A 25179-nucleotide genomic window follows, 5' to 3' on the forward strand; every position below is an offset into this window, starting at 1 on the left:
AAACGCGGCCGGTCAGGGGTTACCGGCCGTCGGCTCGTCAAACCTTTCCGCGGTCGCTGGTGCCCCGGCCCCCGGACGCAAAACGGGCTCCGGAGGCGAAACGGGCTCCCGCCGCGCGGGCTCCGGCCGCGGTGGCGCCGGCGGCGAGGGCGGCGGCCGCCACCCGCAGCGCCCGCTTCCGCAGCGGCGGGGCCGGCCTCGGTCCGGCGCCGCGCTCGGGCAGCCGGGACACCGCTCCGGCGCCCTGCTCCCGGGCCAGCTTCATCACCTCGGCCACGTGCAGCGCCCGCCGCCCGGTGCCCGCGTCCTCGATCTGTGTCTTGCAGGAGAAGCCGTCGGCCACGACGATGCAGTCGTCGTCCGCCTCGCGGACGCCGGGCAGCAGCGCCTGCTCACCGCAGTCCAGGGAGATCTGGTACTTGCCGGACTCGAAGCCCCAGGAACCGGCGAGGCCGCAGCATCCGCCCTGCAGGCTCCGCACCTCCAGGCCCATCTTCTCCAGCAGCTCCTGTTCGGGGTTCACCCCGCCCGTGGCGCGGTGGTGGCAGTGGCCCCACAGCAGGGCCGAGCCGTCGAGCTTCGGCGGGTCGATGCCGAAGGTGCGGAAGAAGTCCGGGAAGTGGTAGGCGTTGCGGGTGAGCCGCCGGGCGTCGTCGTCGTGCGGCAGCAGCTTCGGCAGCTCGTCCTTGAAGACGGCCAGGCAGCTCGGTTCCATGCCGACGACGGGCGTGCCGTCCCGCAGATGGGGGCGGAGCAGGTCCAGCACCCGGTGGAGGTAGCGCTCGGCGGCGTCCAGGAAGCCGTAGTCGTACAGCGGCCGGCCGCAGCAGATGTGCTGCTCGGGCATGACGACCCGCCAGCCCGCCGCCTCGATCGCCTCCACGCAGGCCACCCCGACGCCGGTGTGGAAGTGGTTGTTGAAGGTGTCCGGAAACAGCACGACGGGGCGGCCGCCGGGGTTGGTGGTGCCGCCGCGCCGGGCGAACCATTCCTGGAGCGTCATGGGCGCGAAGCGGGGCAGCGGGCGGCGGCGGTCGATGCCCGCGACCAGCTTGGCGAGGCGGGACAGGCCCGGGGTCTGGGTGGCGAGGTTCGCCAGTTCCGGGACGCGGGAGGCGATCCTGGCCGTCTGGTCGATGAACCCGAAGGCGTAGGCGTGGCGCGGGCGCCACCGGCGGGCCGACTTGAAGTGGTGGTGCAGGAACTCGGCCTTGTAGGTGGGCATGTCGACGTTGACGGGGCAGTCGTTGGTGCAGCCCTTGCAGGACAGGCAGAGGTCGAGGGCGTCGTACACCTCCCTGGACTGCCAGCCGTCGGTGACGACGTCCCCTTCGAGCATCTCGTACAGCAGGCGGGCCCGGCCGCGGGTGGTGTGCTTCTCCTCGCGGGTGACCTGGTAGCTGGGGCACATCGTCGTCTGCGCGTCCGGTACGCGGCACTTGCCGATACCGACGCACCGCAGCGTGGCGTGGGCGAAGTCGCCGCCGTCCTCCGCGTAGGCGAACTTGGTGCGGTCGCGGGGCGGGTTGTAGCCGGTGCCCAGCTTGAGGTTCTCGTCCATGCGGTACGGGTCGACGACCTTCCCCGGGCTCATCTTCCACCGCGGGTCCCAGATGGCCTTGAACTCCCGCATGGCCTGCACGAGTTCGGGCCCGAACTGCTTCTCCAGCAGTTCGCCGCGCTGCTGTCCGTCGCCGTGCTCGCCGGACACCGAGCCGCCCATGCCGACGCACAGGTCGGCGGCCTCCTCCAGGAACGCCCGGTAGGTGGCCAGCCCGTCCGCGGTGCGCAGGTCGAAACTGATCCGGGAGTGGATGCACCCCTGGCCGAGATGGCCGTACATGGCGCCGCTGAGGCCGTGCCGGGCCATGATCTCGCGGAGTCCGCGCACGTACTCCCCGGTCCGGTCCGGCGGCACCGCGGAGTCCTCCCAGCCGGGCCAGTGGTCCTTGCCACCGGGCGGGAAGGCGGTCGAGCCGAGGCCGCTCTCCCGGATCGCCCACAGGTGTTCGCTGCTGCCGCCCTCCTGCTTGCTCCGGGCGAGGCGGACGCGGTCCGGCGCGTAGCCCTTGTCCTCCGTGAGCCACCGGACGAAGCCGTGGGCGCGCGCGACGGACTCCTCGGTGGTGTCGGCGCCGAACTGGACGAGGAGCCAGGCGCCGCCGCCGGGCCGGGGCAGGTCCTCGATGTCCTCGGCGTTCATGTTCTGCAGCTGCTGGTCGCGGATGAGCTGGTCGTCCAGCGCCTCCAGGCCGATCGGCCTCCACCGCTCGATGATCTCGGTGCAGTGCTCGGCGGCGTCGGCGAGGTCGTCGTACTCGACGACGACGGTGGTGCGCTGCTGCAGGGCGGGGGTGAGCAGGAGCTGTGAGCGCAGCACCGTGACGCAGGTGCTCTCGGTGCCGACCAGCGCGCGGGCGACGTTGAAGCCGCGTTCGGGCAGGAGTTCGTCGAGGTTGTAGCCGGACACCCGGCGCGGCACCTCCCGCTCGGAGCGGAAGCCGGCCCGGATGGCGTCGGCGTACCGGTCGCGCAGGTCGCGCAGCGCGGCGTAGATCTCGCCCTTGCGGCCGCCCTGGGCGATGATCTCGTCGAGGTGCCGCTCCTCGTCCACGCCCGTCCAGAAGCGGGCGCCGTCGTAGGTGACGACCTCCAGGGCGTGCACGTTGTCGCTGGTGCGCGGCCCGGGGCCGTAGAGCTGCGACTGCACCGAGTGGATGCCGCAGGAGTTGTTGCCGATGTTGCCGCCGATCACGCAGCGGGAGTGGGAGGAGGGGTCGGGGCCGAAGACCAGGTCGTGGCGGCCGAGGTGGCGGTTCAGCTGCTCGTTGATGACGCCCGGTTCGCAGGTGACGATGCGGCGCTCGGGATCCACCTCGCCGATGGCGGTGAGGTACTTGGAGTGGTCGATGACCACGGCCTCGTTGACCGTCTCCCCGGACAGGCTCGTTCCGCCGCCGCGGCTGAGGACGGGCGCGCCGAAGCGGTGGCAGACCTTGTGGGCCGCCTCCACGTCGTCGAGCGTGCGGGGGACGACGACCCCGATCGGCACCTGCCGGTAGTTCGAGGCGTCCTGGGCGTACAGGCCGAGCGAGGCGGTGTCGAAGCGGACCTCGCCGTCGACCGCCTTGCGCAGCGCCCGCTCCAGCCGGCCCACGTCGAGGGTTTCGCGGGCCCTCGGCGGCCCCGCGATCCCCGGGTGCGTCTTGGCCGGGATGTCGCGTGTCCTGCGGCGTGCTGCCTTGGCCATGCGGGTTTCCACTCCTTTTCAACTCCGGATCGAGCCGGTCGGGCGGCCGGCCGGTCCACCGGTCCCGGTCAAGCCGGCCGGTCCGGCCGTGTGCCGTACACCCGGTAGGGCTCGGCGTCGGCCCATTTGACGTCCAGGCCCAGCCCCGGCCGGCCGGGATCGGGCCGTATGGCGCCGCCGTCGGGCGGCAGGGTTCCGTCGAACAGCAGGTGCTCCACGCGCACGTGGTCGTGGAAGTACTCCAGGTGCCGCAGCCTGCGCACGGCGCAGAAGGCGTGGGCGGAGAGCGCCGGGGCGCAGTGGGCGGACAGGTCGATGTGCCGGGCCGCGGACAGGCCGCCGATCTCGAGCACGCCGGTGATGCCGCCGCAGCGGGTCACGTCGGCCTGGAGGCAGTCCACGGCCGGGGGCTCCAGGAGGTTGACGAAGTCGCGTGTCGTGAAGGCGTATTCGCCCGCCGCGATCTCCAGGCGGGCGGGGCCCCGGTCGCGCAGCAGGCGCAGCCCGGCGAAGTCGGCCGAGCTGACGGGCTCCTCCAGCCACCGCACGTCCCACTCGTCGTGGAACCGGTGCGCCCAGTACAGGGCCTCCTTGCCGGTGAGCGCTCCGTTGGCGTCGGTGAGGAGCTCCGTGCCGTCGCCGACGGCCCGGCGTACGGCCGCCAGCCGCTCCGGGTCGCGTCCGGGCTCGCGGGAGGTCTTGAGCTTCACCCGGGGGATGCCCTGCTCGACCCATCCGGCGAGCTGCCCGGTGAGCCGGTCGAGCGGGTAGTTGGTGAAGCCTCCGCTGCCGTACACCGGGACCCGGTCGTGGTGGGCGGGCAGCAGATGGATCAGCGGCAGTCCCAGCAGCCGCGCCTTGAGGTCCCACAGCGCCACGTCCACGGCGGAGACCGCCATGGCTCCGACGCCGGGGCGGCCGGCGTTGCGGATCCGCGCGCCCATGCGCTGCCAGAGCGCGGGCGGCGCGGTGACGCTCTCCCCCCGCACCACCGGGGCGAGCTTCGAGGTCACGAAGGAGGCGACGGACACGTCACCGTAGGTGTAGCCGAGGCCGGTCCGGCCGGCGGCGTGCACCCGGACCAGGATCATGGTGGTGGAGTCCCACTCCAGCGTGCCGTCCTGCTCCTTCCCGCCGGGGCCGTCGGTGGGCACCTCGAACGCGTGCACCTCGACCGCGTCGATGCGGCTGTCCTCCAGGCCGGCTCCCCCGGCTCCCCCGGCTCCCCCGGCTCCTGCGGCGGCCGCGGGGCCCGTCATGAGGGCCGCCCCGGCAGGCGTTCGACGGCGCCGGCGGCCCTGCTGTCCGGCCCGGGCGGGGTGTGCGGCGGGACCGGCGCGGTTGCGGGGCCGGCCGCGGACCTGGCGCTTCCCGCCGGCCGCACCGCAGACGGCAGGCTCCCGCCGGTGGTGGAGGGGCCGTCGGTCACCTGTGTCATCACACACTCCCTCGGCGTCTCTTCGCCGACTCTCCCCCGGAGCCGTCCGCGGCGTCTCACCGTCTCCAGTGGGTGACCCGGCGGAGGGGCGGGTAAACGGAGGAATCCCCGCACCACTCTCCTGTCTCAGGGGCCGCGGCGAGCCCGCGCCCCGGTCCGGGTCCGGCCGTCCTTCCGCGCATCCACGACGGGTGACGGTGTTTCGGACGCTCCTCCCGGGTGACTCCGTGATCCGACACCAGTCGACACGAAGGGACGGCCGGTTGCCGCGAGCCGGCCGGTTCCGGCGCCGCGGCGGCCGGTTCCGGCGGCCCCGGAGCCGGCTCCTCCCCGGCTCGCGCGATCCGCTGCCGCCGCGCGGGACCGGGAGGGCGTTCCCTGGCCCCGCGAGGAGAGGTACGCACTGTGGAGCACTTCGGAAAGCGCACCTGGGTGATCGCCGAAGGGTTCATCCCCGGCTCCAGTACCGGCCCGGAGGAGATGGCCAGCCACGAGACCGCGTGCATCCTCAACACCGGTGACGCGGACGCTCATGTGGAGATCACCTGCTTCTTCCCGGACCGCGAACCCGCCGGGCCGTACCGGGTGACCGTGCCCGCCCGGCGCACCGTGCACCAGCGGTTCAACGACTTCACCGGGGACGGCACGGTGCCCGTGGGCTCCGACTACGCGTCGGTGCTGGTGAGCGATGTGCCGGTGGTCGTCCAGCACACCCGTCTCGACAGCCGCCAGCCGGCGAACGCCCTGCTCTCGACCGTCGCCTACGGCGCCGAGTGACGGCCGTGGGCCCGGGACGCGGGGGGACCGTACGGAGGCGGGGTGTGCGGGAGCGCGCCCGGCCGGCGGAAGCCGTGGCGATCCGCCGTGTACCGGCGGCGGCCGGCCCCGCCGGCGGGCACCCGTGGTGACGGCGCGGTCGGAGGGCACGGCCGTCCGGGAGCCCGGCGCGGAGCGCCGCGCCCCCGTGCGGAGCAGGATCGTCTCCGGCACCCGGCTCCTGCTGCTCTCCGCCGTGCTGCTGGCCGGAGTCGGCGCCTGCGGGCGTCTCGTCGGCTGGGTGGCGCTGACGACGACCGTGGGGCCGACGGCGTATTTGCTGCTGGACCATCCGGGAACCGTGGGCAGGCGGTTGCGCGCCGCCGTCCTGGGCCACGGGGCGGCGGTCGGCATCGGGCTGGGGTGCCTGGCCGCGTTCGGCCTGTGGAACCACCCGTCGATCGTCACCCGGCGGTACGACACCACCGAGCAGATCGGCGCACAGGCCCTCGCGGTGGGGCTCACGCTGTTCCTCCTGCACGTGCTCGACGCCCCCCATCCCCCGGCCGCCGCCACCGCGCTGCTGATCACGTCCGGCATCTCCCGGCCGGGGCCGCCCCTGTACGGAATGCTGACCGGGCTGGCGCTCGTCCTCGTCATCGCCCCGCTTATCGCCGTGGCGGCCTCCGGCCGTGTGCGGAAGCGGGCGGGGGACGGATGACGGCCGGCGGACCACCGTGCCCCGGTGCGGGACCGGTGTGGGACGACGGTGGCGCGGAAAGACGGGGGCCGCACGGGCGACCGCGTACGGCCGCCGCCGACGGGCCCCGGGCAGCCGGCCCGGCTCCCGCCTCTCGCGGTGAACACCGCCTCACCCGGCCATAAAGTGGCACAAGAGACGGATATCGCAGGAAAGGCGGCGTATGGACGGCACCGTCGGGCGCCTGGCGCACGGAGTGCGCGCGTCGCTGCGCAACAACGGACAGGCCTACGGCTACTCGGTGTCCATCACCGTGGCCGGGGCTCTGCTCAACACCGAGGCCAAGGTCCCGGGTTCCGTGCACCTGATCTATTTCGCGCTGGGTGCCATCGCGGCCTTCAGCCTCCTGCAGGCGCTGGCGTCCGCCGGATTCCGCAAGCCGCTGGAGCCGGAGCCCAGCACGGTCACGGCCCTGGGCGTCTCGCTGAGCGTGGTGTCCGTGGGGACTTCGGTGCTGGCTGCCTGGGGCTGCGCCCGCTTCATCGGAGGGGTGGTGGCCCGGCCGGTGGCGTCCTTCGCCGTGTCCGCCGTCTATCTGACCGTGGCCGGACTGGAACTCGCCCTGGCGGAGCGGGCCCAGGCCGCCTCCCGGCACGGCGGGGAGGTCGAGAAGCGGACGGCCGAGGAGGAGGTGGAACACCACGACGACCCCGCGCAGGAATAGACGGTCCCCGGCCCCGTGGAGGCCGGGGACCGGGGGCCGCCGTGGCCCGGGTGGTCCTGGTGAGGGCGGGTCAGGAGGCCGCCGGGTCAGCGGGACCTGCGGCGGCGGGCGGCATCGAGGGTGCGGTCCAGAGGGCCGAGGACCGGTGCCGCCAGCTTGTTCGTGAACTCGTTGTTGGCCCAGCGGTGCGGCCGGGTCGGCGCGTAGGCCTGGGCGAGCTTCACCTCGGCGCCCAGCATGCGCAGCCGGGCCGGGCTGAGAACGCGTCGCAGCGCGGCCAGCTCTTCGCGTTCCTCGCGCGCGGCATGGCGGCCGACCGCGCGCCGGACCTCGTTCAGCCGGCGCAGATACCCGGGGCCGTGCGGGCCGGTCCGCCACAGCCGCACCAGCAGCCGCTTGGCCTCCTTCTCCTCGCGGCGCCTGCGGGCGGCGAGGTCGCGGCCGTGCCGGAGCGTCTTGCGCGCCACGGGGTGCACGTGTGCCTCCTCGGCCGCCTCGTGCACGGCGAGCAGCCGCATCAGCCGGTCGAAGTTCCGGCGGCGGCCCGGCCCGGGCAGGGCCGCCCGCAGGAAGCCGAGCCGGATCTGACGGTGCTGGCGGGTGAGCACGTCGACGACGCTCTCGCCGCCCAGCGCGCGAACCGCCCGCAGAGGCCGGGCCCTCCTGGCCGTCCCGGTCCTTCCGGCCTTCGCTGCCTTCGCGGGCGTCTTTCCGGCGAGGAGCGGCCTGGCCGCCGCCGTCAGCGCAGTCCCCTTGCTCAACGCTGCCATGGGTTCTCCTCACTCCGTGCTGCGGGGGACGTGAACCGTTCCGGCGGCGAGTACCCCGGCCCGCCGGCTCGATGCGCGGGCCGGGGTGGCGGAAACCCGCACGCCCGGGCCGGACCGCGTCCGGCGGGCACGTCGCCCCGGTGCCGGTCAGCGCCCGGGCGGAGGAGAAGGAGAGGTGGGGACGGGCGTGGGGAACGAGGGGGAAGCCGACGGAGACGGGGATGCCGGGGTGCCGGTGGCCTCCTCGTCGACGTAGGTGGGCAGCTGCGCGTGCACCTGGAACGTGACCGCCCCGGCACGCTCGAAACGCAGCGTCACCCGCACGTAGTCGCCGCCCCGCACCTCCTTTCCCAGCCCGCGCAGCAGCAGGTGCGGCCGGTCGTCCTCCAGCTCCACCAGCGTCCGGGGCGGCACCTCCACCGGCCCCCGCGGAGACCCGTCCGCGGTGACGATCTCCACCGACCGCGCCGCCCGGGTCTCGCCGCCGAGCAGCCGGTCCACGGTCCGCCCCTCGTTGTACAGCCACACGTACAGCGGGGCGTCGTCCCCGGGCTTCCACGGGCCGTCCGGCGGCTCCGCGATATGGGCGTAACGGATCAGCATGGCTCCGGCACGCACGTTCGCGCCGGGCGAGTTGTGCTGGAACTGCGGGGAGTCGCAGCCGGCCAGCGTCATCACGGCAAGACAGCAGCCGACGAGGACACGAGCGGTTCCCCGCAGGCGGTCGCCGCGGTGTCGAGGGGTCTTCACGGGCGGTCCTCACTCTTCTTCGCGCATACCGGTCGGCCCGCGGGTGCTCCCGTACCGGCCCGGTGCACGGGCGGGCCGAACCGGCGGCGGCCGGGAAGCCGTGCCCGGAGCGGGGCGGGGCGGGGCGGGTACCCACGGTTCACGGCGGCATCCGCCCCAGCCGGTACCAACACGCGGCCCCCGCGCGGGAACGCCCCGGCGGGCGGGCCGTCCACGGGCGGGCCCGCGGCCGCGAACGTACGCTGGGCGCGTGCTGCCGCTCCCCGAACCCGTTCGCCGGCTTGCCGCCTGGTGCGCCGTCATCCTGCTGGTCTCGGGGGTCGTCTACATCGGGATCCGGCTGTGCGTGATGTTCCGGGCGGCCCTCGTTCCCGCGCTGCTCGCCCTGCTCGGCACGGCGCTGCTCCTTCCCCTGTTCCGCCGGCTGGTGAGGGCGGGGGTGAAACGCTCCGTCGCCGCGGGGCTCACCTGCGCCGCCGTCCTCGGCGCCGTCGGCGGCACCGTGTACGGCGTCACGCTCGCGCTGGTCGACACCTGGGACGAGATCGTCGCCTCGCTCCGCAAGGCCGTGCGGGATCTGGCCGACCGGTTCGGCGCCTCCGGCACCTCGCTCGAAGAACTCGCCGGTCAAGCCGTGGACACGCTCGGCCGATTCGGCGGAACGGCCGCCTCCAGTGTGGCCACCGGGGTCAGCTGGGCCTTCCAGGTCCTCGGCATGGCGGTGCTCGCGCTGCTCCTGGCGTTCTTCTTCCTGCGCGACTCCGACCGGGCCGCCGGCACCCTGCGCGCACTCGTTCCGCACGGCAGCGCCGACACCGTCGAGGCGATGGCCCGGAGGGCCTTCGAGGGCGTCGAGGGCTTCATGCGGGGCACCACCGTGGTGGCGCTCATCGACGCGTTCTTCATCACCGCGGGCCTGCTGGTCCTGGGAGTGCCCGCGGCCCCCGGGCTCGGGGCGATCGTCTTCATCGGCGCCTACGTCCCCTTCATCGGCGCCTTCGTCTCCGGCACCGCCGCCGTTCTGGTCGCGCTCGCCGACCGGGGACTCGTCATCGCACTGTGGACGCTGGGGGTGGTGCTCACGGTGCAAGTGCTGGAGGGCAACATCCTCCAGCCGATGGTCCAGAGCCGGACCGTGCGGATCCACCCCGCGGTCGTCCTGGTGGTCCTCACCGCGGGCGGGGCCGTGGCCGGGATCGTCGGCGTGCTCCTCGCGGTACCGGCCACCGCGGCCGCGTTCGGAGTCGCCCGCGAGCTGCGTGACCGGTACGCGTCGGCCCCGGCCCGGCGGGCGGAGCCTTCCGCCGGGCCGCCCGCGGACGCGTAGGGCCGGTGCCCGGCGCACGGTCCGCCACGCGGAGCCGGCTCCGCACCGGCGGCGCGGTACGGGATACGGCGGAGTGCGGCGGCGTACGCCCGCCCGCCGGTGGGCCGGACGGAAGACTTTCCGATCCACCGGTGTGAACCGGCGGGAACCGGGCACTGGAGAGCGCAGCAGCCGGCACCACGGAAGGGGCAGACATCATGGGGGTGCGCACCTGGATCGACTCCTGGCCGGTGTACCGGCAGCTCAAGGGGACGGACCCCCTGGGCCGCGGGGCCGCCGCCAAGAGCGGGACCAGCGCGCGTCTCACCTCCCGGATCGCCTCGGCCGACCGGGTGGTGAAGTCGATCTGCCCGTACTGTGCCGTGGGCTGCGGCCAGAACGTCTACGTCGAGGACGATCGCGTCACCCAGATCGAGGGTGACCCCGACTCCCCCATCTCGCGCGGCCGGCTGTGTCCCAAGGGCGCGGCCAGCCTGCAGCTGACCACCGGCGGCGCCCGCGAGCACCAGGTCCTCTACCGGCGCCCGCACGGAACCGAGTGGGAGCGTCTGGACCTGGAAACGGCGATGGACATGATCGCCGACCGGGTGATCGAGGCGCGCCGGGCCGGGTGGCAGTGGGAGGACGGCAAGGCCCGCACCCGCCGCACGCTGGGCATCGCCAGCCTCGGCGGAGCCACCCTCGACAACGAGGAGAACTACCTGATCAAGAAGCTGTTCACGGCCCTGGGGGCCGTGCAGATCGAGAACCAGGCGCGTGTTTGACACTCCTCCACCGTCCCCAGTCTGGGGACTTCGTTCGGCCGCGGCGGCGCGACCACCTTCCAGCAGGACCTGCAGAACTCGGACTGCATCGTCATCCAGGGCTCGAACATGGCCGAGTGCCATCCGGTCGGGTTCCAGTGGGTGATGGAGGCCAAGGCCCGCGGCGCGAAGGTGATCCACGTCGATCCGCGGTTCACCCGCACCAGCGCGCTGGCGGACGTGCACGTGCCGCTGCGCGCGGGCTCGGACATCGCCTTCCTCGGCGGGATCATCAACCACGTCCTGCGGACGGAGAGCTACTTCCGCGACTACGTCGTGGCCTACACCAACGGGCCGGTGATCCTGCGGGAGGACTTCCGTGACACCGAGGACCTGGACGGCGTCTTCTCCGGCCTCGACCCCGAAAGCCGCACCTACGAGAACGACAGCTGGCAGTACGAGGGGATGACGGTCCAGGCCGCCTCGGGCAAGCGTGACCTGATGTACGAGAAGCGCGTCGAGGGCGGCAGCGGCGACAGTTCGGTGGCCGACGCGGCGCACGGCGAGTCCCACGGGTCCGGCGGCGCGAACATCGGCGCGGGCGAACCCGAACGGGACGACACGCTGACCGATCCGCGCTGCGTCTTCCAGGTGCTCAAGCGGCACTACGCCCGCTACACCCCCGAGATGGTCGAGCAGATCTGCGGCGTGCCGCAGGACGTCTTCCGCCAGGTGTGCGACGCGGTGACGGAGAACTCCGGGCGTGAACGGACCACCGCCTTCGCCTACGCGGTCGGCTGGACCCAGCACACGGTGGGCGTGCAGTACATCCGCGCGGCCGCCGTCCTGCAGAGCCTGCTCGGCAACATCGGCCGGCCGGGCGGCGGCATCCTCGCCCTGCGCGGGCACGCCTCCATCCAGGGGTCGACGGACATCCCCACCCTGTTCAACCTGCTGCCCGGCTACATCCCGATGCCCCACGCCCACGAGCAGCAGAACCTGGACACCTTCGTGCGGTCCGACGCGGCACGCAAGGGCTACTGGGGCAACATGCGCTCCTACCTGGTCAGTCTGCTGAAGGCGTACTGGGGCGGGGCAGCCACCGAGGACAACGACTTCTGCTTCGACTACCTGCCGCGGCTGACGGGTTCGCACTCCACCTACGAGACGGTCATGGCCCAGCTGGAGGGGGTCTGCAAGGGCTACTTCCTGATGGGCGAGAACCCGGCCGTGGGCTCCGCCAACGCCAAGATGCAGCGTCTGGGCATGGCCGCGCTGGACTGGCTCGTCGTCCGGGACTTCTCCCTCATCGAGTCGGCGACCTGGTGGAAGGACGGCCCCGAGATCGAGACGGGCGAGCTGCGCACCGAGGACATCGGCACCGAGGTGTTCTTCCTGCCGGCCGCCGCGCACACCGAGAAGGACGGCACCTTCACCAACACCCAGCGCCTGCTGCAGTGGCACCACCAGGCCGTCGAACCGCCGGGCGAGGCCCGCAGCGACCTGTGGTTCACCTACCACCTCGGGCGCCTCATCCGGCAGAAGCTCGCCGCCTCCACCGACCCGATGGACCGGCCGCTGCTGGACCTGACCTGGGACTACCCCACCACGGGGCCGCTCGCGGAACCCGAGGCGGAGGCCGTGCTCGCCGAGATCAACGGCCACGACGCCGAGGGCCGTCCGCTGGCCTCCTACGAACAGCTCAAGGGCGACGGCTCCACCGCCTGCGGCTGCTGGATCTACTGCGGGGTGTACGCCGACGGCGTCAACCAGGCGGCCCGCCGCAAACCGGGCGGGGAGCAGAACTGGGTCGCGGGCGAATGGGGCTGGGCGTGGCCCGCCAACCGCCGCATCCTCTACAACCGCGCCTCGGCCGACCCGGAGGGCAGGCCGTGGAGCGAGCGCAAGACGCTGGTGTGGTGGGACGAGGAGCGGGGCAGGTGGAGCGGCCACGACGTCCCGGACTTCAAGCCGGACAAGGCGCCCGGTCACCAGCCGCCGTCCGGCGCGACCGGCCCGGAGGCCCTCTCCGGCACCGACGCCTTCATCATGCAGGCCGACGGCAAGGCGTGGCTGTATGTGCCGTCCGGCCTCACCGACGGCCCGCTGCCCACGCACTACGAGCCGCAGGACTCGCCGTTCCCGAACCTGCTCCACCCGCGGCACCAGCGCAACCCCGTACGGCATTTGCTGGAGCCGCACCCCGACAACCGCTACCAGCCCAGCGGTACGGAGCCCGGCTCGGAGGTGTTCCCCTGCGTCGCGACCACCTACCGGCTCACCGAGCACCACACCGCGGGTGGCATGTCCCGCCAACTGCCGTACCTGGCGGAGCTGCAACCGGAGTTCTTCTGCGAGGTGTCGCCCGAACTCGCCGCGGAACACGGCCTGGAACACACCGGGTGGGCGACGATCGTCAGCGCGCGCGGCGTGATCGAGGCGCGGGTCCTCGTCACCGACCGGATGGCTCCGCTGACCGTGCAGGGGCGGCGGCTGCACCAGGTGGGCCTGCCCTACCACTGGGGCCCGAACGGCTACTCCACGGGAGACGCGGCCAACGAGCTGCTCCACATGTCGCTCGACCCCAACACCCACATCCAGGAGGCCAAGGCGTTCGCCGTGGACATCCGGGCGGGACGCCGCCCCCGAGGGCCGGCCGCCCCGGAACTGGTACGGGAGTACCGGGCCCGGGCCGGCATCGACGAGCAGACCGGCACCGGACTGTGAGGGGCCGCCGCGCGGATCACCCCGGCGCGGCGGCCCAGCGCAACACGACGGATCGCGTCGGCGCGACGGATCACCTCAGGACGACGGAGTGCGCGCCCCTGGGCACCAGTTCGCCCACGACCGGCGCGCCGGGCACCTCGCCCGCCACCAGCAGCCCGCCCGAGGTCTGGGCGTCGGCCAGCAGCAGCCGGGTGGCGGTGCCGGTGGTCCCGAAGTCGGTGAACGGCGCGACCCACTCCAGGTTGCGCCGGGTGCCGCCGCTGACATAGCCGTCCCGTACGGCCTCGCGTGCCCCGTCGAGGTAGGGAACGGCGGCGGTGTCGATCACGGCGGTGACGTCCGAGGCCCGTGCCAGTTTGTGCAGGTGGCCGAGGAGCCCGAAGCCGGTGACGTCGGTGGCGCAGACGGCCCCGGCCGCCAGGGCCGCGGCCGAGGCGTCCCGGTTGAGGGCCGTCATCGTGGCCACCGCGTGCTCGAACCGCTCACCGGTGGCCTTGTGCCGGTTGTTGAGGACGCCCAGCCCGAGCGGCTTGGTCAGCGACAGCGGCAGGCCGGGCCGGCCGGCGTCGTTGCGCAGCAGCCGTTCCGGGTCCGCCAGGCCGGTGACGGCCATGCCGTACTTGGGTTCCGGGTCGTCCACGCTGTGTCCGCCGCCCACATGGCAGCCCGCCTCGGTGGCGATGTCCAGGCCGCCGCGGAGCACCTCGCGCGCGAGGTCGAACGGGAGCACGTCGCGCGGCCAGGCCAGGAGGTTGACGGCGACGAGGGGCCGGCCACCCATCGCGTAGACGTCGGACAGGGCGTTGGCCGCGGCGATGCGGCCCCAGTCGTAGGGGTCGTCGACGACGGGGGTGAAGAAGTCGGCGGTGGAGACCACGGCCTGGGCCCGCGCCCCGTCCGGCGCGGGCAGGGACACGACGGCCGCGTCATCGCCGGTGGCCAGCCCGACGAGGAGCGGGGTGCCGGCCGCGGCCGGCGCCGGGACGGCCAGGCCGCCGAGGACGTCCTCCAGTTCGCCGGGCGGGATCTTGCAGGCGCAGCCTCCTCCGTGGGCGAGCTGCGTGAGCCGTACGGGGGTGTCGCTCGCGGTGGTCATGCCTCGTCCTTTGGTGGGGTGTCGGGTCCGGTGGGGTGTCGGGTCCAGTGGGTCTCGGGTCCGGTGGGTCCGGGGTCAGGTGGGTCCCGGGTCCGGTGGGCGGTCGAAGTGGGCTGCCGGGCGGCGGGTTTGCGGGGACCGGTCCCGCGGGTGCTCCGGTAGCCTGTACGGGCGGTGGAGGCGTGTGGGTGCCTGGTGGCCCTCCCGGTCTTCAAAACCGAGGTGTCCGAGGATCTCGGGCAGGCGGGTTCGATTCCCGTCCGCCTCCGCTCCCCGCACCGGTCCGGCAGCGCCGGCACCGGTCGTCCACCCGTTCGGTGTGGCCACGGGCATCCAGGTACTCCAGCAGCGGCACGGCCACGCGGCGTGTCGTGCCGAGGGCCTTGCGCGCCTCGCTCAGGGTGAACGGCTGCGGCAGGTCGCGCAGGACCGCGGCGGCCCGGGCGTCCGCGCCGGGCAGCAGCAGGATGCCGTCGCCGACCCTCAGCAGCGCGCCCGCCGAGACCGCGGCGGCCACCGCCCTGCGGTCGAGCCCCAGTTCGGCCAGCCGGTTTGCTTCCGGGGCCCGGAACGGTGACACCTCCAGCTCCCGGCGCACGGCATCCACGGCCGCCCGGACGGCCGGCGGCAGGGCGGGCTTCTCGCTCGCGGGCCCGTACAGCCGCCCCTGCGCGCTCCGCAGCCGCGGACGGCCCGGGGTCGCGGCCAGCGCGTCGACGAGGGCCCGGTCGGGCAGGCCGAGCAGGTGCCGGGCCGCCTCGGTGGGCAGGCCGGGATCGAGGGGGTGCCGTGCCGCGTACCGTTCCGTCTCGGCCGCCAGACGGTCCCTCAGGGCGGCCCAGTGAGCCGGTTCGGCCAGCCAGTCCCCGGCGACGGGCGGGACGGTGGCGGGCACCCCCATGGCCTCCAGTTCGGAACGGCGGACGAGCCCGCGCCGCCGCAGTTCCGCCACGGCGTCCGGGCGGCCGCTCATGCCCGCCAGCTCGGCCGCCCGGGCCCGGGCGGCCCCGCGCCGTCTCAGCTGCGGAGGCCGCACGTCCAGGACCGTCACGCCGCAGGGCGTGCGCCGCCCGCCCGGGTCGCGGAGCACGGCCCGGTCACCGACGCGCAGGGGCAGGGCCCGGGCCGGGGTGAGCCGCGCGGTGTCCGTTCCGAGCGGCCGGACGGTCACCGGGACCGCGGCGGTGCCGATGTGCAGGGTGACCGTCCGCGGCAGCTCACCGGCCGGCGTTCCGGTGATCCGCACGTCGGCCGCCGTGGCGGGCAGCCAGCGGTCCGGTGTCAGCAGCACCCGGCCGCGGCCGAGCAGGCCCTTGGGAGCACCGTGGACGTTCACCGCCACGCGGGCCACGCCGCCGGCCGAGGAGCGGTCCTCGCCCAGGCACTGCAGCCCGCGCACCCGGACCGGAGCGGAGTCCTCACCCGTCACCAGCCGGTCGCCGACGCGCAGGGTTCCCTCGGCCAGCGTGCCGGTGACGACCGTGCCGTGCCCGCGCACGGTGAAGGCGCGGTCCAGCCACAGCCGTACGTCCGCGCCGGGGGGCGGGTCGGGCAGCACGGCGGCCAGGCGGGCCAGTTCGGCGCGGAGTCCGTCCAGTCCGTCGCCGGTGACCGCGCTCACCGCGACGGACGGCACGGCGCCGAGGGAGGTGGCCGCCAGGCGCTCGGCGGCGTCCGCCCGCACGGGCTCGGGATCGGCCAGGTCACTGCGCGTCACGGCGAGCACGGCGTGCCGCACCCCGAGCGCGTCCAGGATTTCCAGGTGCTCCTGGGACTGCGGCTGCCAGCCCTGGTCGGCGGCCACCACGAACAGCACGGCGGGCACGGGGCCGGCGCCGGCCAGCATGGTGGCGACGAACCGCTCGTGACCCGGCACGTCCACGAAGGCGACGGTCTCCCCTCCGGAGCCCGCGGAGCCGTCCGGGCCCCCGCAGTCGTCCGGATCCAGCCGGGTCCACACGAACCCGAGATCCAGGGTCAGCCCCCGGCGCCGCTCCTCCTCGAAACGGTCGGGTTCCATTCCGGTCAGCGCCCGCACCAGGGCGGACTTGCCGTGATCGACATGCCCCGCGGTGGCCAGGACCCGCATCTCCCCACCTCACCTCTCCGCCGCCGCGACGGACCGGACGGCCCCGGCCAGCCGCTCGTCGTCCTCCACGGGCACCGCCCGCAGGTCGAGCAGGCACCGCCCCGCCTCCAGGCGCCCGACGACGGGGACCGCCCCGGTGCGCAGGGCGGCGGCGTACCGCTCGGGCAGGGAGAGCGCGGCGCCGGGGAGCGTCACACCGGGGGCTCCGCCGCCGCCGACCGTCCCGGCGCTCTCGACGGCCCGAACGTCCACGCCCTCGGCGCTCAGCACGGCGGCCAGCCGCCCGGCGCGGCGCAGCAGATCCGCCGGACCGGCGGTCAGCGCCGTCTCCGTCGGCGTACCGGGCCCGGTCAGCGTCGCCTCCAGAGCGGCCAGGGTCAGCTTGTCCACCCGCAGGGCGCGGGCGAGCGGGTGCCGGGAGACGGTGCGGACGAGTTCCTCCGCACCGAGGAGCAGCCCGCACTGCGGCCCGCCCAGCAGCTTGTCGCCGCTCGCGGTGACGAGTGACGCGCCCGCGCGCAACTCCGTCGCGGCGTCCGGCTCTTCGGGCAGCAGCGGGTGCGGGGCCGGCAGCCCCGAACCGATGTCGACGACGACCGGGACCCCCAGCCCCGCGAGCTCGGCGGTGTCCGGGACCCGGGTGAAACCGGTGATCCGGAAGTTGGACGGGTGCACCTTCAGGACGAACCCCGTCTCCGGGCCGACGGCGGCCGCGTAGTCGGCGGCGGTGGTGCGGTTGGTGGTCCCCACCTCGCGCAGCCGGGCCCCGGTGGAGACCAGGAGGTCGGGCAGGCGGAAGCCGTCCCCGATCTCCACCATCTCCCCCCGGCTGATGACGATCTCCCGTCCGGCGGCGAGGGCGGCGGCCACCAGCGCCAGCGCGGCGGCACCGTTGTTGACGACGTGCGCGGCGGCGGCTGACGGCACCCTGGCCAGGAGGGCCGCCAGGGCGGTGCGGCCCCGGCGGGCCCGTACCCCGGTCTCCAGATCCAGCTCCACGTCCGTGGGCCCGGCGGCCTCCTGCACCGCCCGCCGGGCCGCCGGCGACAGCGACGCCCGCCCGAGATTGGTGTGCAGCACGACGCCGGTGGCGTTGATCACCGGCCGCAGGCCGCTCGCCGTGCGCGGGAGCAGGGCGACCGCCGTATCGGCCACCTCGTCCGGCGGTACCGCTCCGTCGCGCGCCCGCTCCTGCGCCCGGCGGACCGCCGCTTTCACCGGCGCCGTCCCGAGCAGGGCGGCCGCCTCCGCCAGGCGGGGATCGCGCAGGACGGCGTCGGTGCGGGGAATCCGCCGCCGCGCGTCGGGCGCGGCCCCGCGCGGCACGTCGTCCTCCCGGGCGGCCCGACCGCTCTGACCGCCGGGGCCGGCCGGGACGGGCCGGGCGGCCCCGGGTGCGCCGTCCGGCGCCCGCGTCCCCCTTCGCGCGGATGTGACGCGCTGGTCCACGTGGTTCCTCTCCTCCGGCCCTGTTCGTCCCCTTCGTCCCCGCCCGGGGAACGTTCATCGTCTCCCAGTGCCCCCGGCCGGCCGCGGGACACGCCGTGGCCTCACCGAGCGGGGCAGCATGCCCGCGGTGGCAGCGTGGTGGCAGCGCGCCGGCGGTGCGGTGGCCCGGTGTTCCCACCGAACCGGTCGGCTACCCGGAGGACGGCGTGATAAGCCGCCGTAACGGTCGCGGAGCGGCGGGCCGGCACGGCGGAGCGGGAGGGACGCCGCACGGGAGCCCGAGCGAAGAGAACTCGGCGGTACGCCTTCCGGGTTCACGGCCCCCGCCGGCGTCCGGCACCGGGCGGACCAGCCACGGCGGGGACCCCGCATCGCCCCGGTCCGCTCCCGCGCGGCAGTCCCGGCCGGGCTCAGTGTCCGAGGACCACCGTCCGTGCCGTGGCGGCGGCGGATACGCCGGTGCCCGGCCGGTCGCCGTTGCGGTACTCCCGCGGGCTGACGCCGCGTTCCCGTTTGAAGGCGGCGCTCAGGGCGAACGGACTCGAGTAGCCCACCCGCCGGGCGATGCCGGCGAGGGAGAGGTCGGGGTCGCGCAGCAGGTCCGCGGCGAGGGTCAGCCGCCAGCCGGTCAGGTAGGACATGGGCGGTTCGCCGACGAGTTCCGTGAAGCGGCGGGCCAGGACCGCCCGGGAGACCCCGGCCGCGGAAGCGAGCGACGCCACCGTCCATGAATGCCCCGGCCGTTCGTGCAGCTGCCGCAGGGCCCGCCCCACCACCGGGTCGCTCCCGGCCCGGAGCCAGAGCGGCGCGCCACTGCCCGACTCCGTGAGCCAGGAGCGCAGGACGTTGATGAGCAACAGGTCCAGGAGCCGGTCGAGGACCACCTCCTGGCCGGCGTCCTCCTGCTCCAGCTCGGCGGCCAGCATGCCGATCAGCGGGGACCGCGCCGCCGAGGCGGGCTGCACCAGCAGCGCCGGCAGGCCGGCGAGCAGCCTGCGCCCGACCTCGCCCGGCGCCTGGTAGGTGCCGCTGAGCATCACCGCCGATCCCGTGCGGTGGGGCTCGCCCCAGGTGCGCACCCCCAGGGCCATCGTCTCGGTGACGTCCTCCCCGTCGGTGGTGTTGCAGCGCTGGTCCGGGCCGACGGTGATGCCCGGCCGGGTCGCCGGGTCGTCGACGAGCGTGTACGGCTCGGGGCCGCGCAGCACCGCCACGTCCCCGGCCTCCAGCCGCACCGGCGCGGCGTCCTCGCGGAGCACCCAGGCCGAGCCGTGCAGCATCGTGGCCAGCGACAGGGGCGCGCGGTCCTCGATGCGCAGACCCCACGGGGGGTTGAACACCGACTTCAGGAGAAAGGCGCCGCGTGCCTGGGGGCTCTCCAGCAGGCCGCTGAGCATGTCCACGCCCGTCACCCTCCCCGTCACTCTCCCTGTGCCCGTGCTGTCGCGGACATCGTCTCCCACCGACGCGGGCGGTCCGCGCGTCCCCGGCGGCCGAGCGTTCCCCGGCGGCCTACACGTCCCAGACCCCGGTGGCCGCGGCCTCCTTGACGTAGTCCGTGAAGTCCTTGGGCTCCCGCCCCAGCACCTCCCGGACACCGTGCACCGGGGCGGCGTTGCGCCCGTCCGTGATCAGGATGAACAGGTCCGCGAACTCCTCCGGTTCGCCCGCCTCCCGCAGCGCAGCACGGTAGTCGTCCGTGCCGACCGGGACGTAGGCGATGGTCCGGCCGGTGGCCGCCGACAGTTCACGGGCCACGTCGTGGAAGCTCAGCGGCCGGGGACCGGACAGCTCGTAGGTCCTGCCGATGTGGCGGTCGTCCGTGAGGGCGGCGACGACCACGTCGGCGATGTCGTCGGCGTCCACGAACGGCTCGACGGCGTCTCCGGCGGGCAGCACCAGCTCGCCCGAGCGGACCGGGCCGAGGAAGAAGCTCTCGCTGAAGTTCTGGTTGAACCAGCCGGCCCGGACGACGGTCCAGTCGCAGCCGGACGCCTTGAGCGCGTCCTCGCCGGCGACGGCGCCCTCCTCGCCCCGGCCGGCCAGCAGCACCAGGCGGCGGACGCCGCGCGCCACGGCGAAGGCCGCCAACCGCCCGACGGCTTCGGTCGCCCCGGGAAAGGCCAGGTCCGGGTAGTAGGTGACGTAGGCGGCGGAGACGCCGTCCAGCGCGGCCCCCCAGGTGCTCTCGTCCTCCCAGACGAACGCGATCGCGCTGCTGCGGGAGCCGGTCCGCACGGGCCGTCCGAGGGCCCGCAGGCGCTCGGCGACGCGCCGTCCGGTCTTGCCGTTGCCGCCGATGAGGAGGATGGGTGCGGTGTTCTGCGTGTGCGTGGTCATGACGCCATTCAAGTTTCCGCCGCGCGGACGGTACATGGCGCTCGAGCTCACCTGCATACGCGATCGTCTCGGTCGCCCCGGCCGTCCCTGTCCCTGGGCTGCCCGGGTTCGGCCCGGCGTCCCCATCCGGGCTCAGGTGCGGGGACGGGGTCCCGGGGCGGTGGGCGGCCGGCCGGTGAGGCGGGTGATCAGCTCGGTACACAGGTCCCGGAGCTTGATGTTGCGCCGCTGGGAGGCGGAGCGCAGGACGGCGAAGGCTTCCTCCGCGGTGCACCGGTTCCGGCCCATGGTCACGCCGATGGCCTGGTCGATGACGCTCCGGGACTGCATGGCGGTCCGCATCTGCTCCGCGAACTCCTGGGCCTCGCTGATGCGTTGCGCCAGGGCTATGCCGCCGGTGGCCTGAGAGGCCAGGGCGCGCAGGGCGGCGAGATCGGATCGCGCGAAGGCACCGGGCGGGCCGGCGTACAGGTTGAGAGCGCCGGCGGTGTGGGTGTGGGCGGCGATCGGTAAGGAGAGGGAGGAGCGGATTCCGCAGGACACGGCGTAGCCGGGGTACTCGCCCCAGCGGCTCTCGCCCAGCATGTCCGGGACGGCGACCTCCCGGCCGGTGCGCAGGGCCTGCAGGCAGGGGCCGTCATCCTGGCCGTACTGCTTCTCGTCCAGTTTCGGCGCCGCGGGTCCCGCGCTGACCACCGTGAGGGGCCGGCCGTTGCGCTCCAGGGTCACCCCGACGCCCTCGGTCCGGGACAGCTTCAGGGCCGCGTCGGCCAGCGCCTGCAGGAAGTCCTCCAGGGAGTCGGTCTCGAGCAGCCACTGGGTGATGTAGTCACTGTTGTACGCGTCGTCTTCGCTCAGCATGTGGTCCTTCGCGTGGTCCGCGGCCCGGTGGTCGGCATCTGTTCGTGCCACCGGGGCGACGGGATTCCACGTCCGAAGGAACACCTCCAGTGCGGCCACCACCTGACGCCGGTTCGGGGCCGGCGCGGCGCAGCCTCTGCCACACACGCTACTCCGGTGTCACGGGGCCCTGCCGCCGGGCGGTCGTGCCGGGGCCCCGCCGGGCCGCCGTGGAGGTCACCCTTCCGGACCGGGGCCGAGCAGCGCGTTGAGTTCGGGGTAGGAGAGGGCCTCCGCGCCGAAGGTGAAGGTGCCGTGCTCCCGGATCTCCCCCGCGGCCCGGACCAGCGCTCCCAGCGCCGCCCGGGCCATCGACGATCCCACGCTGATCCGCCGCACGCCGAGTTCCCCGAGCTCGGTGACGGACAGCCGCAGCGCCCCGCCCATCAGGACGTTGACGGGCCTGCCGACGGCGGAGCACACCGCCCGCACCGCGTCGGCGTCCGGGAGGGCCGGGGCGTACAGGACGTCGGCGCCGGCCTCCTCGTACGCCCGCAGGCGGCGGATCGTGTCGTCCAGGTCGGGCCGGCCCTGGAAGAAGTTCTCCGCCCGTGCCGTCACGGTGAAGGGGAAGTCCAGCTCGCGGGCGGCGGCGACGGCGGCGGCCACGCGCTCCGCCGCCTCCCCGACCGGACGGACCGGGTCGTCGGCCCGCCCCGTCGAGTCCTCGACGGAACCGCCCACCAGGCCGGCGGCCGCGGCCAGCCGGATGGTCTCGGCGACCTCCCCGGGGGTCCGGCCGAAGCCGCTCTCCAGGTCGGCGGTGACCGGCAGCGGGGTCGCGGCGGCGATGGAGCGGGCGTTGTCCAGGACCTCTTCCCGTCCGACGCGGTTCGCGCCGTCCGGCCGGCCGAGGGTGTAGGCGAAGCCGGCGCCCGTGGTGGCGAGGGCCGCGAAGCCCATCCCGGTGAGCAGGCGCGCGGAGCCCGCGTCCCACGGGTTCGGAACGACGAAGGGCCGCGGGCCGGTGTGCAGGGCGCGGAATGCGGTGGCTTTGCGGTACTGGTCGTCAGCGGGGCGGCGGCTCATGCGGGGCTCCTGCGATACGCGTTACGGGGGGGCACGGCTCAGTTCACCTCACCTCAGCCCCTCTCAGCCCACCTCGACCTGCTCGTCCGTGCCCGAAGCCGCGCCCCGCGCCTCCTTCGCCGCGGCGGGCCCGGCGACCGGCCCGGGCGGCTGCTCCGGGGCCGGCGGCGCCGTGGGCCGCCGGGCGGGGAGCCGGGAGACGGCCACACCGGCCAGGCAGACGGCGCCGCCCAGCAGGGTGAGCCAGCCGGGCACCTCCTCCAGCGTGATCCAGGAGATCAGGACGACGACCGCGGGGACGGCGTAGGTGGTGGCGCCGAGCTTCCCCGCCGTCGTACGGGCCAGGGCATAGGCCCAGGTGCTGAAGGCGAGAGCGGTGGGGAAGAGCCCGAGGTACACCAGGTTGAGCGTCGCCGGCAGCGGGGCCGCGGGCAGATCCGCGAGGAGTTGGCCGCCGAACGGCAGGCAGGCCAGGGCGCCGACGAAGCACCCGAAGGTGGTCACCTGCATCGGGCTCGCGTAGCGGAGCGCCGGCTTCTGCGCGACGACCCCGGCGGCGTACGTGACGGCGGCGACCAGGCAGAGCACCACACCCGCCAGGGAGGACGAGCCGCCGCCGGACATCGACAGCCCGACCACCGCGGCCCCCGCGAACGACACGGCCATCCCGGCCAGCAGCAGCGGCGGGAAACCCTCCTTGAGGAGCCAGCCGCTGAGCAGGGCGATCAGCACGGGCCCGATATTGACCAGCATGGCGGCCGTCCCCGCGTCCACCAGCTGCTCGCCCCAGTTCAGCGCGACCATGTAGACGCCGAACCACATCACGCCGGCCCCCGCGATCCCCGGCCAGGCTCTGCGGTCGGGCAGCGTGCCCCGCTTGAGCAGGAAGACACAGCCGAGTGCCAGCGAAGCGATCAGAAGCCGCCCCAGTGCGAGCGCGCCGGGAGCGTAATGCTCGGCCGACACGCGGATGGAGACGAACGCCGACGCCCACAGCACCACGGTGACGACTACTGCGGTGAGGGCGCGCCGATCGATACGGGTACCGCCGGTCGCGTGATCCATGGGCGCACGGTACCGGGCCCCTCCGACACCTGCGCGAGGCATTTTTTTCCGGCCTTCCCGCACCGTTCAGCGGACCCTCGGGTTCCGGTTCGCCGGGCGTTCCCCCGGATTCCCCGGTCCTCTCCCCCGGATTCCCCGGTCCCCTCCACTGCAGCCCGCCGATCACCCCCGGCCGACCGCCCCGGCCGGCCGGCGCATCCCGGCCCGGCGCCGCTCCCGGGACACCCACCGCTTCACTCTCCGTGTCCGCGAGCCGCGCCCCGGCGGTCACGCCGAGCGAGATCCGGTCCCGCGGATCACGCCTCCGGTTGCCCTCCGGACACCCTCCGGACAGGGGCTCCCACCGGCGGATTTCGCTGATCGGCTTCGCGCCGTCACAATGGCCGTGGCGCCTCCGTCAGCCGCGGGGGTGAGACCCGTTTCTCTCCGCCTCAGCAGGCTCTTGACCTGCGGGATCGCGCAGCTTTTCATAAGGGTGCCGGGCGGACGCCCAGGACATGAATGCCGGAATTGATCGCCCTCCGCGTGGGATGTGGCGGAAGGAGGGCGAGCCGTGAACGCTTCTGCGCGTGCAGAGGTTGAGAAGTTCCTGCTGGGTGACAGGTTCTCCTGTCTGGCCGGGCGGTCCGCCTGGCGTCAGGGAGGCATCACACACCGTCACTACGAGCGGTTCGGCGGCGTCGAGTCCGCCCGGCTCCTGGCCCTCGACCTGGCGGAGTTCGTCGGGTCCGCCGACTGGGACAGCCGCTCCTTCACGAGCTTCATCGCCACCTTCGAGGACCCCCGCGGCCTGGACGAGGCCGGGTTCGAACAGCACCTCTGGCAGCAGCTCCAGGCGCTCCACGAGTACGACGCGGAGACCCACCGCTGGGCCGAGGGCTACTCCTCCGACGCCCAGTCCGGGGAGTTCGCGTTCAGCGTCGCCGGGCACCCCTTCTTCGTGATCGGGCTGCACCCGAACCACGTCCGTCTCGGCCGGCGCCCGCCCTTCCCGATGCTGGCCTTCAACTCCCATGTGCAGTTCCGGCGGATCAAGGCCGCGGGGATGTGGGACCGGCTGGCCGACAAGATACGCAAACAGGACATCAAGCTGCAGGGCGACATCAACCCCAATCTCCAGGAGTACGAGCAGCTGTCCGAGGCCCGGCGCTACTCCGGGAGCCGGAAGCCCGCCGAGTGGCAGTGCCCCTTCCGGGCCCGGAGCGGCGTGGAGACCCGCGCCGGGGCCGCGGCGGACACCGGGACGGAGACCGGGGCCGAGACCGGATACTTCCGGGAGCCCGGCACCGCGCCCGTGGAGCACGGCCCGGCGGTTCCCCGCGTCCCGCACCAGGCGGCCCACGCCGATTCGCCGGCGGCCTCAGCGGCCATGGTCTGAGCCGCTCCGCGCCTCGTACGGAACGGCGGACGCCGCGACGGCCGGGGCCCGGGTTCGGCAAGCTCCGGTGCTGCGGGCCCCGTGCACGAGGGGTGCCGGGAAGCCCGGCACCCGGCCGAAACCGGCTTCGCGGCGGGTGAGTCTGTGGTGTCCTGCTCCGCGTGGACGCCACTCTTTCGACTCTGATCGCTGTTGTCGGAACCCTGCTCGGTTCCGCCGTGACGCATGTCTTCCAGCGCGCCGCCGACCGCCGCGCCCAGCACTTCGCCGCCGCGCAGCAGTTGCGGGCCGAACGCATGCAGGTCTACAGCGACTTCGCCGGAGCCGTGGCCGACTTCCGGCGCGGGCAGTACGACCGGTGGCACCGCAGGGACGAGGACCCCGACGGCCCGGCCCACTTCGAGGCCCGCCTGGAGGCCCACCGCCTGCGCGGAACGGCCCTGCACGGGCTGTTCCGCGTCCAGCTCATAGCCAGCGCGGCCGCGGTGGTGGACGCGGCCCGCCACGCCTACGAGCTGACCTCCGAGATCCCCCGCGCCGGCTCCAAGGCGGAGCTGAGCGCCCAAGGCGGCCGGGCCAAGGACGCGTTGGAGACCTTCATCACCCTGGCTTCCTCGGACGTCCGCTGAGGGAACACCCCGCTACCCG

The 25179-nt window shown here is 74.2% G+C and carries 18 protein-coding genes, 1 tRNA gene and 1 pseudogene; 8 read left to right on the top strand and 12 right to left on the bottom strand.

The features are described from left to right. Positions 1 to 37: 37 nt before the first annotated feature. Positions 38 to 3250 (bottom strand): FAD-binding and (Fe-S)-binding domain-containing protein, encoded by a 3213-nt coding sequence (locus tag SXIN_RS09430; RefSeq protein WP_095756853.1) that lies wholly within the window; start codon positions 3248 to 3250, stop codon positions 38 to 40. A 68-nt stretch (positions 3251 to 3318) separates the two neighbouring features. Beyond that, positions 3319 to 4509, bottom strand: coding sequence for an enolase C-terminal domain-like protein (locus tag SXIN_RS09435; protein ID WP_095756854.1), 1191 nt, complete (start codon positions 4507 to 4509; stop codon positions 3319 to 3321). A gap of 584 nt (positions 4510 to 5093) precedes the next feature. Here SXIN_RS09435 and SXIN_RS09440 point away from each other — a divergent pair. The 3 genes from SXIN_RS09440 (at position 5094) to SXIN_RS09450 (ending at position 6868) form a co-directional block, all read left to right on the top strand. Beyond that, positions 5094 to 5465, top strand: a complete 372-nt coding sequence (locus SXIN_RS09440) for a sensory rhodopsin transducer (RefSeq protein WP_019706116.1) — start codon at positions 5094 to 5096, stop codon at positions 5463 to 5465. 187 nt (positions 5466 to 5652) lie between these two features. Then, positions 5653 to 6165 (top strand): HPP family protein, encoded by a 513-nt coding sequence (locus tag SXIN_RS09445; RefSeq protein WP_107501190.1) that lies wholly within the window; start codon positions 5653 to 5655, stop codon positions 6163 to 6165. A 202-nt stretch (positions 6166 to 6367) separates the two neighbouring features. Next, positions 6368 to 6868, top strand: a complete 501-nt coding sequence (locus SXIN_RS09450) for a hypothetical protein (RefSeq protein ID WP_019710044.1) — start codon at positions 6368 to 6370, stop codon at positions 6866 to 6868. An 86-nt stretch (positions 6869 to 6954) separates the two neighbouring features. On the opposite strand, the gene SXIN_RS09455 is transcribed toward SXIN_RS09450, so the two are convergent. After that, entirely contained in the window at positions 6955 to 7638 is a 684-nt protein-coding gene (locus SXIN_RS09455; RefSeq protein WP_095756856.1) for a hemerythrin domain-containing protein, read from the bottom strand. A gap of 147 nt (positions 7639 to 7785) precedes the next feature. Next, entirely contained in the window at positions 7786 to 8388 is a 603-nt protein-coding gene (locus SXIN_RS09460; protein ID WP_238153717.1) for a copper chaperone PCu(A)C domain-containing protein, read from the bottom strand. A gap of 250 nt (positions 8389 to 8638) precedes the next feature. On the opposite strand from SXIN_RS09460, the gene SXIN_RS09465 reads away from it, so the two are divergent. Continuing rightward, positions 8639 to 9715, top strand: coding sequence for an AI-2E family transporter (locus SXIN_RS09465; protein WP_095756857.1), 1077 nt, complete (start codon positions 8639 to 8641; stop codon positions 9713 to 9715). A gap of 197 nt (positions 9716 to 9912) precedes the next feature. Continuing rightward, complete coding sequence (fdh, locus tag SXIN_RS09475; RefSeq protein ID WP_238153718.1) at positions 9913 to 13185, top strand: formate dehydrogenase; 3273 nt, start codon at positions 9913 to 9915, stop codon at positions 13183 to 13185. Positions 13186 to 13255: 70 nt separating this feature from the next. Here the strand turns inward: fdh and selD are convergent, their stop codons facing one another. Beyond that, positions 13256 to 14281, bottom strand: coding sequence for a selenide, water dikinase SelD (gene selD, locus SXIN_RS09480; RefSeq protein WP_019710051.1), 1026 nt, complete (start codon positions 14279 to 14281; stop codon positions 13256 to 13258). 176 nt (positions 14282 to 14457) lie between these two features. Here selD and SXIN_RS31230 point away from each other — a divergent pair. After that, positions 14458 to 14550, top strand: a tRNA-Sec gene (locus tag SXIN_RS31230). A 44-nt stretch (positions 14551 to 14594) separates the two neighbouring features. On the opposite strand, the pseudogene SXIN_RS09485 reads toward SXIN_RS31230, so the two are convergent. The 7 genes and pseudogenes from SXIN_RS09485 to SXIN_RS09515 form a co-directional block, all read right to left on the bottom strand. Continuing rightward, a pseudogene (locus tag SXIN_RS09485) lies at positions 14595 to 16370 on the bottom strand (SelB domain-containing protein); the annotation flags it as partial. Positions 16371 to 16379: 9 nt separating this feature from the next. Further along, positions 16380 to 17696, bottom strand: a complete 1317-nt coding sequence (gene selA, locus SXIN_RS09490; RefSeq protein WP_238153719.1) for an L-seryl-tRNA(Sec) selenium transferase — start codon at positions 17694 to 17696, stop codon at positions 16380 to 16382. Positions 17697 to 18229: 533 nt separating this feature from the next. Next, positions 18230 to 19222, bottom strand: a complete 993-nt coding sequence (locus SXIN_RS09495; RefSeq protein WP_039822321.1) for an AraC family transcriptional regulator — start codon at positions 19220 to 19222, stop codon at positions 18230 to 18232. 109 nt (positions 19223 to 19331) lie between these two features. Then, a complete protein-coding gene (locus SXIN_RS09500; protein WP_019710055.1) occupies positions 19332 to 20159 on the bottom strand; it encodes an NmrA family NAD(P)-binding protein in 828 nt (275 codons plus the stop codon). A gap of 132 nt (positions 20160 to 20291) precedes the next feature. After that, positions 20292 to 21020: a GAF and ANTAR domain-containing protein gene (locus tag SXIN_RS09505; RefSeq protein ID WP_019710056.1), complete on the bottom strand. Its 729-nt coding sequence runs from the start codon at positions 21018 to 21020 to the stop codon at positions 20292 to 20294. 216 nt (positions 21021 to 21236) lie between these two features. Continuing rightward, a complete protein-coding gene (locus tag SXIN_RS09510) occupies positions 21237 to 22088 on the bottom strand; it encodes an isocitrate lyase/PEP mutase family protein (RefSeq protein WP_019710057.1) in 852 nt (283 codons plus the stop codon). A 63-nt stretch (positions 22089 to 22151) separates the two neighbouring features. Then, positions 22152 to 23153 (bottom strand): DMT family transporter, encoded by a 1002-nt coding sequence (locus tag SXIN_RS09515; RefSeq protein ID WP_095756861.1) that lies wholly within the window; start codon positions 23151 to 23153, stop codon positions 22152 to 22154. 553 nt (positions 23154 to 23706) lie between these two features. On the opposite strand from SXIN_RS09515, the gene gntA reads away from it, so the two are divergent. Both gntA and SXIN_RS09525 read left to right on the top strand, forming a co-directional pair. Next, positions 23707 to 24531, top strand: a complete 825-nt coding sequence (gene gntA / locus SXIN_RS09520) for a guanitoxin biosynthesis heme-dependent pre-guanitoxin N-hydroxylase GntA (RefSeq protein ID WP_019710059.1) — start codon at positions 23707 to 23709, stop codon at positions 24529 to 24531. A gap of 161 nt (positions 24532 to 24692) precedes the next feature. After that, entirely contained in the window at positions 24693 to 25160 is a 468-nt protein-coding gene (locus SXIN_RS09525) for a hypothetical protein (protein WP_019710060.1), read from the top strand. Positions 25161 to 25179: the final 19 nt, after the last annotated feature.

Source organism: Streptomyces xinghaiensis S187, assembly GCF_000220705.2.
GTDB classification, from domain to species: domain Bacteria; phylum Actinomycetota; class Actinomycetes; order Streptomycetales; family Streptomycetaceae; genus Streptomyces; species Streptomyces xinghaiensis.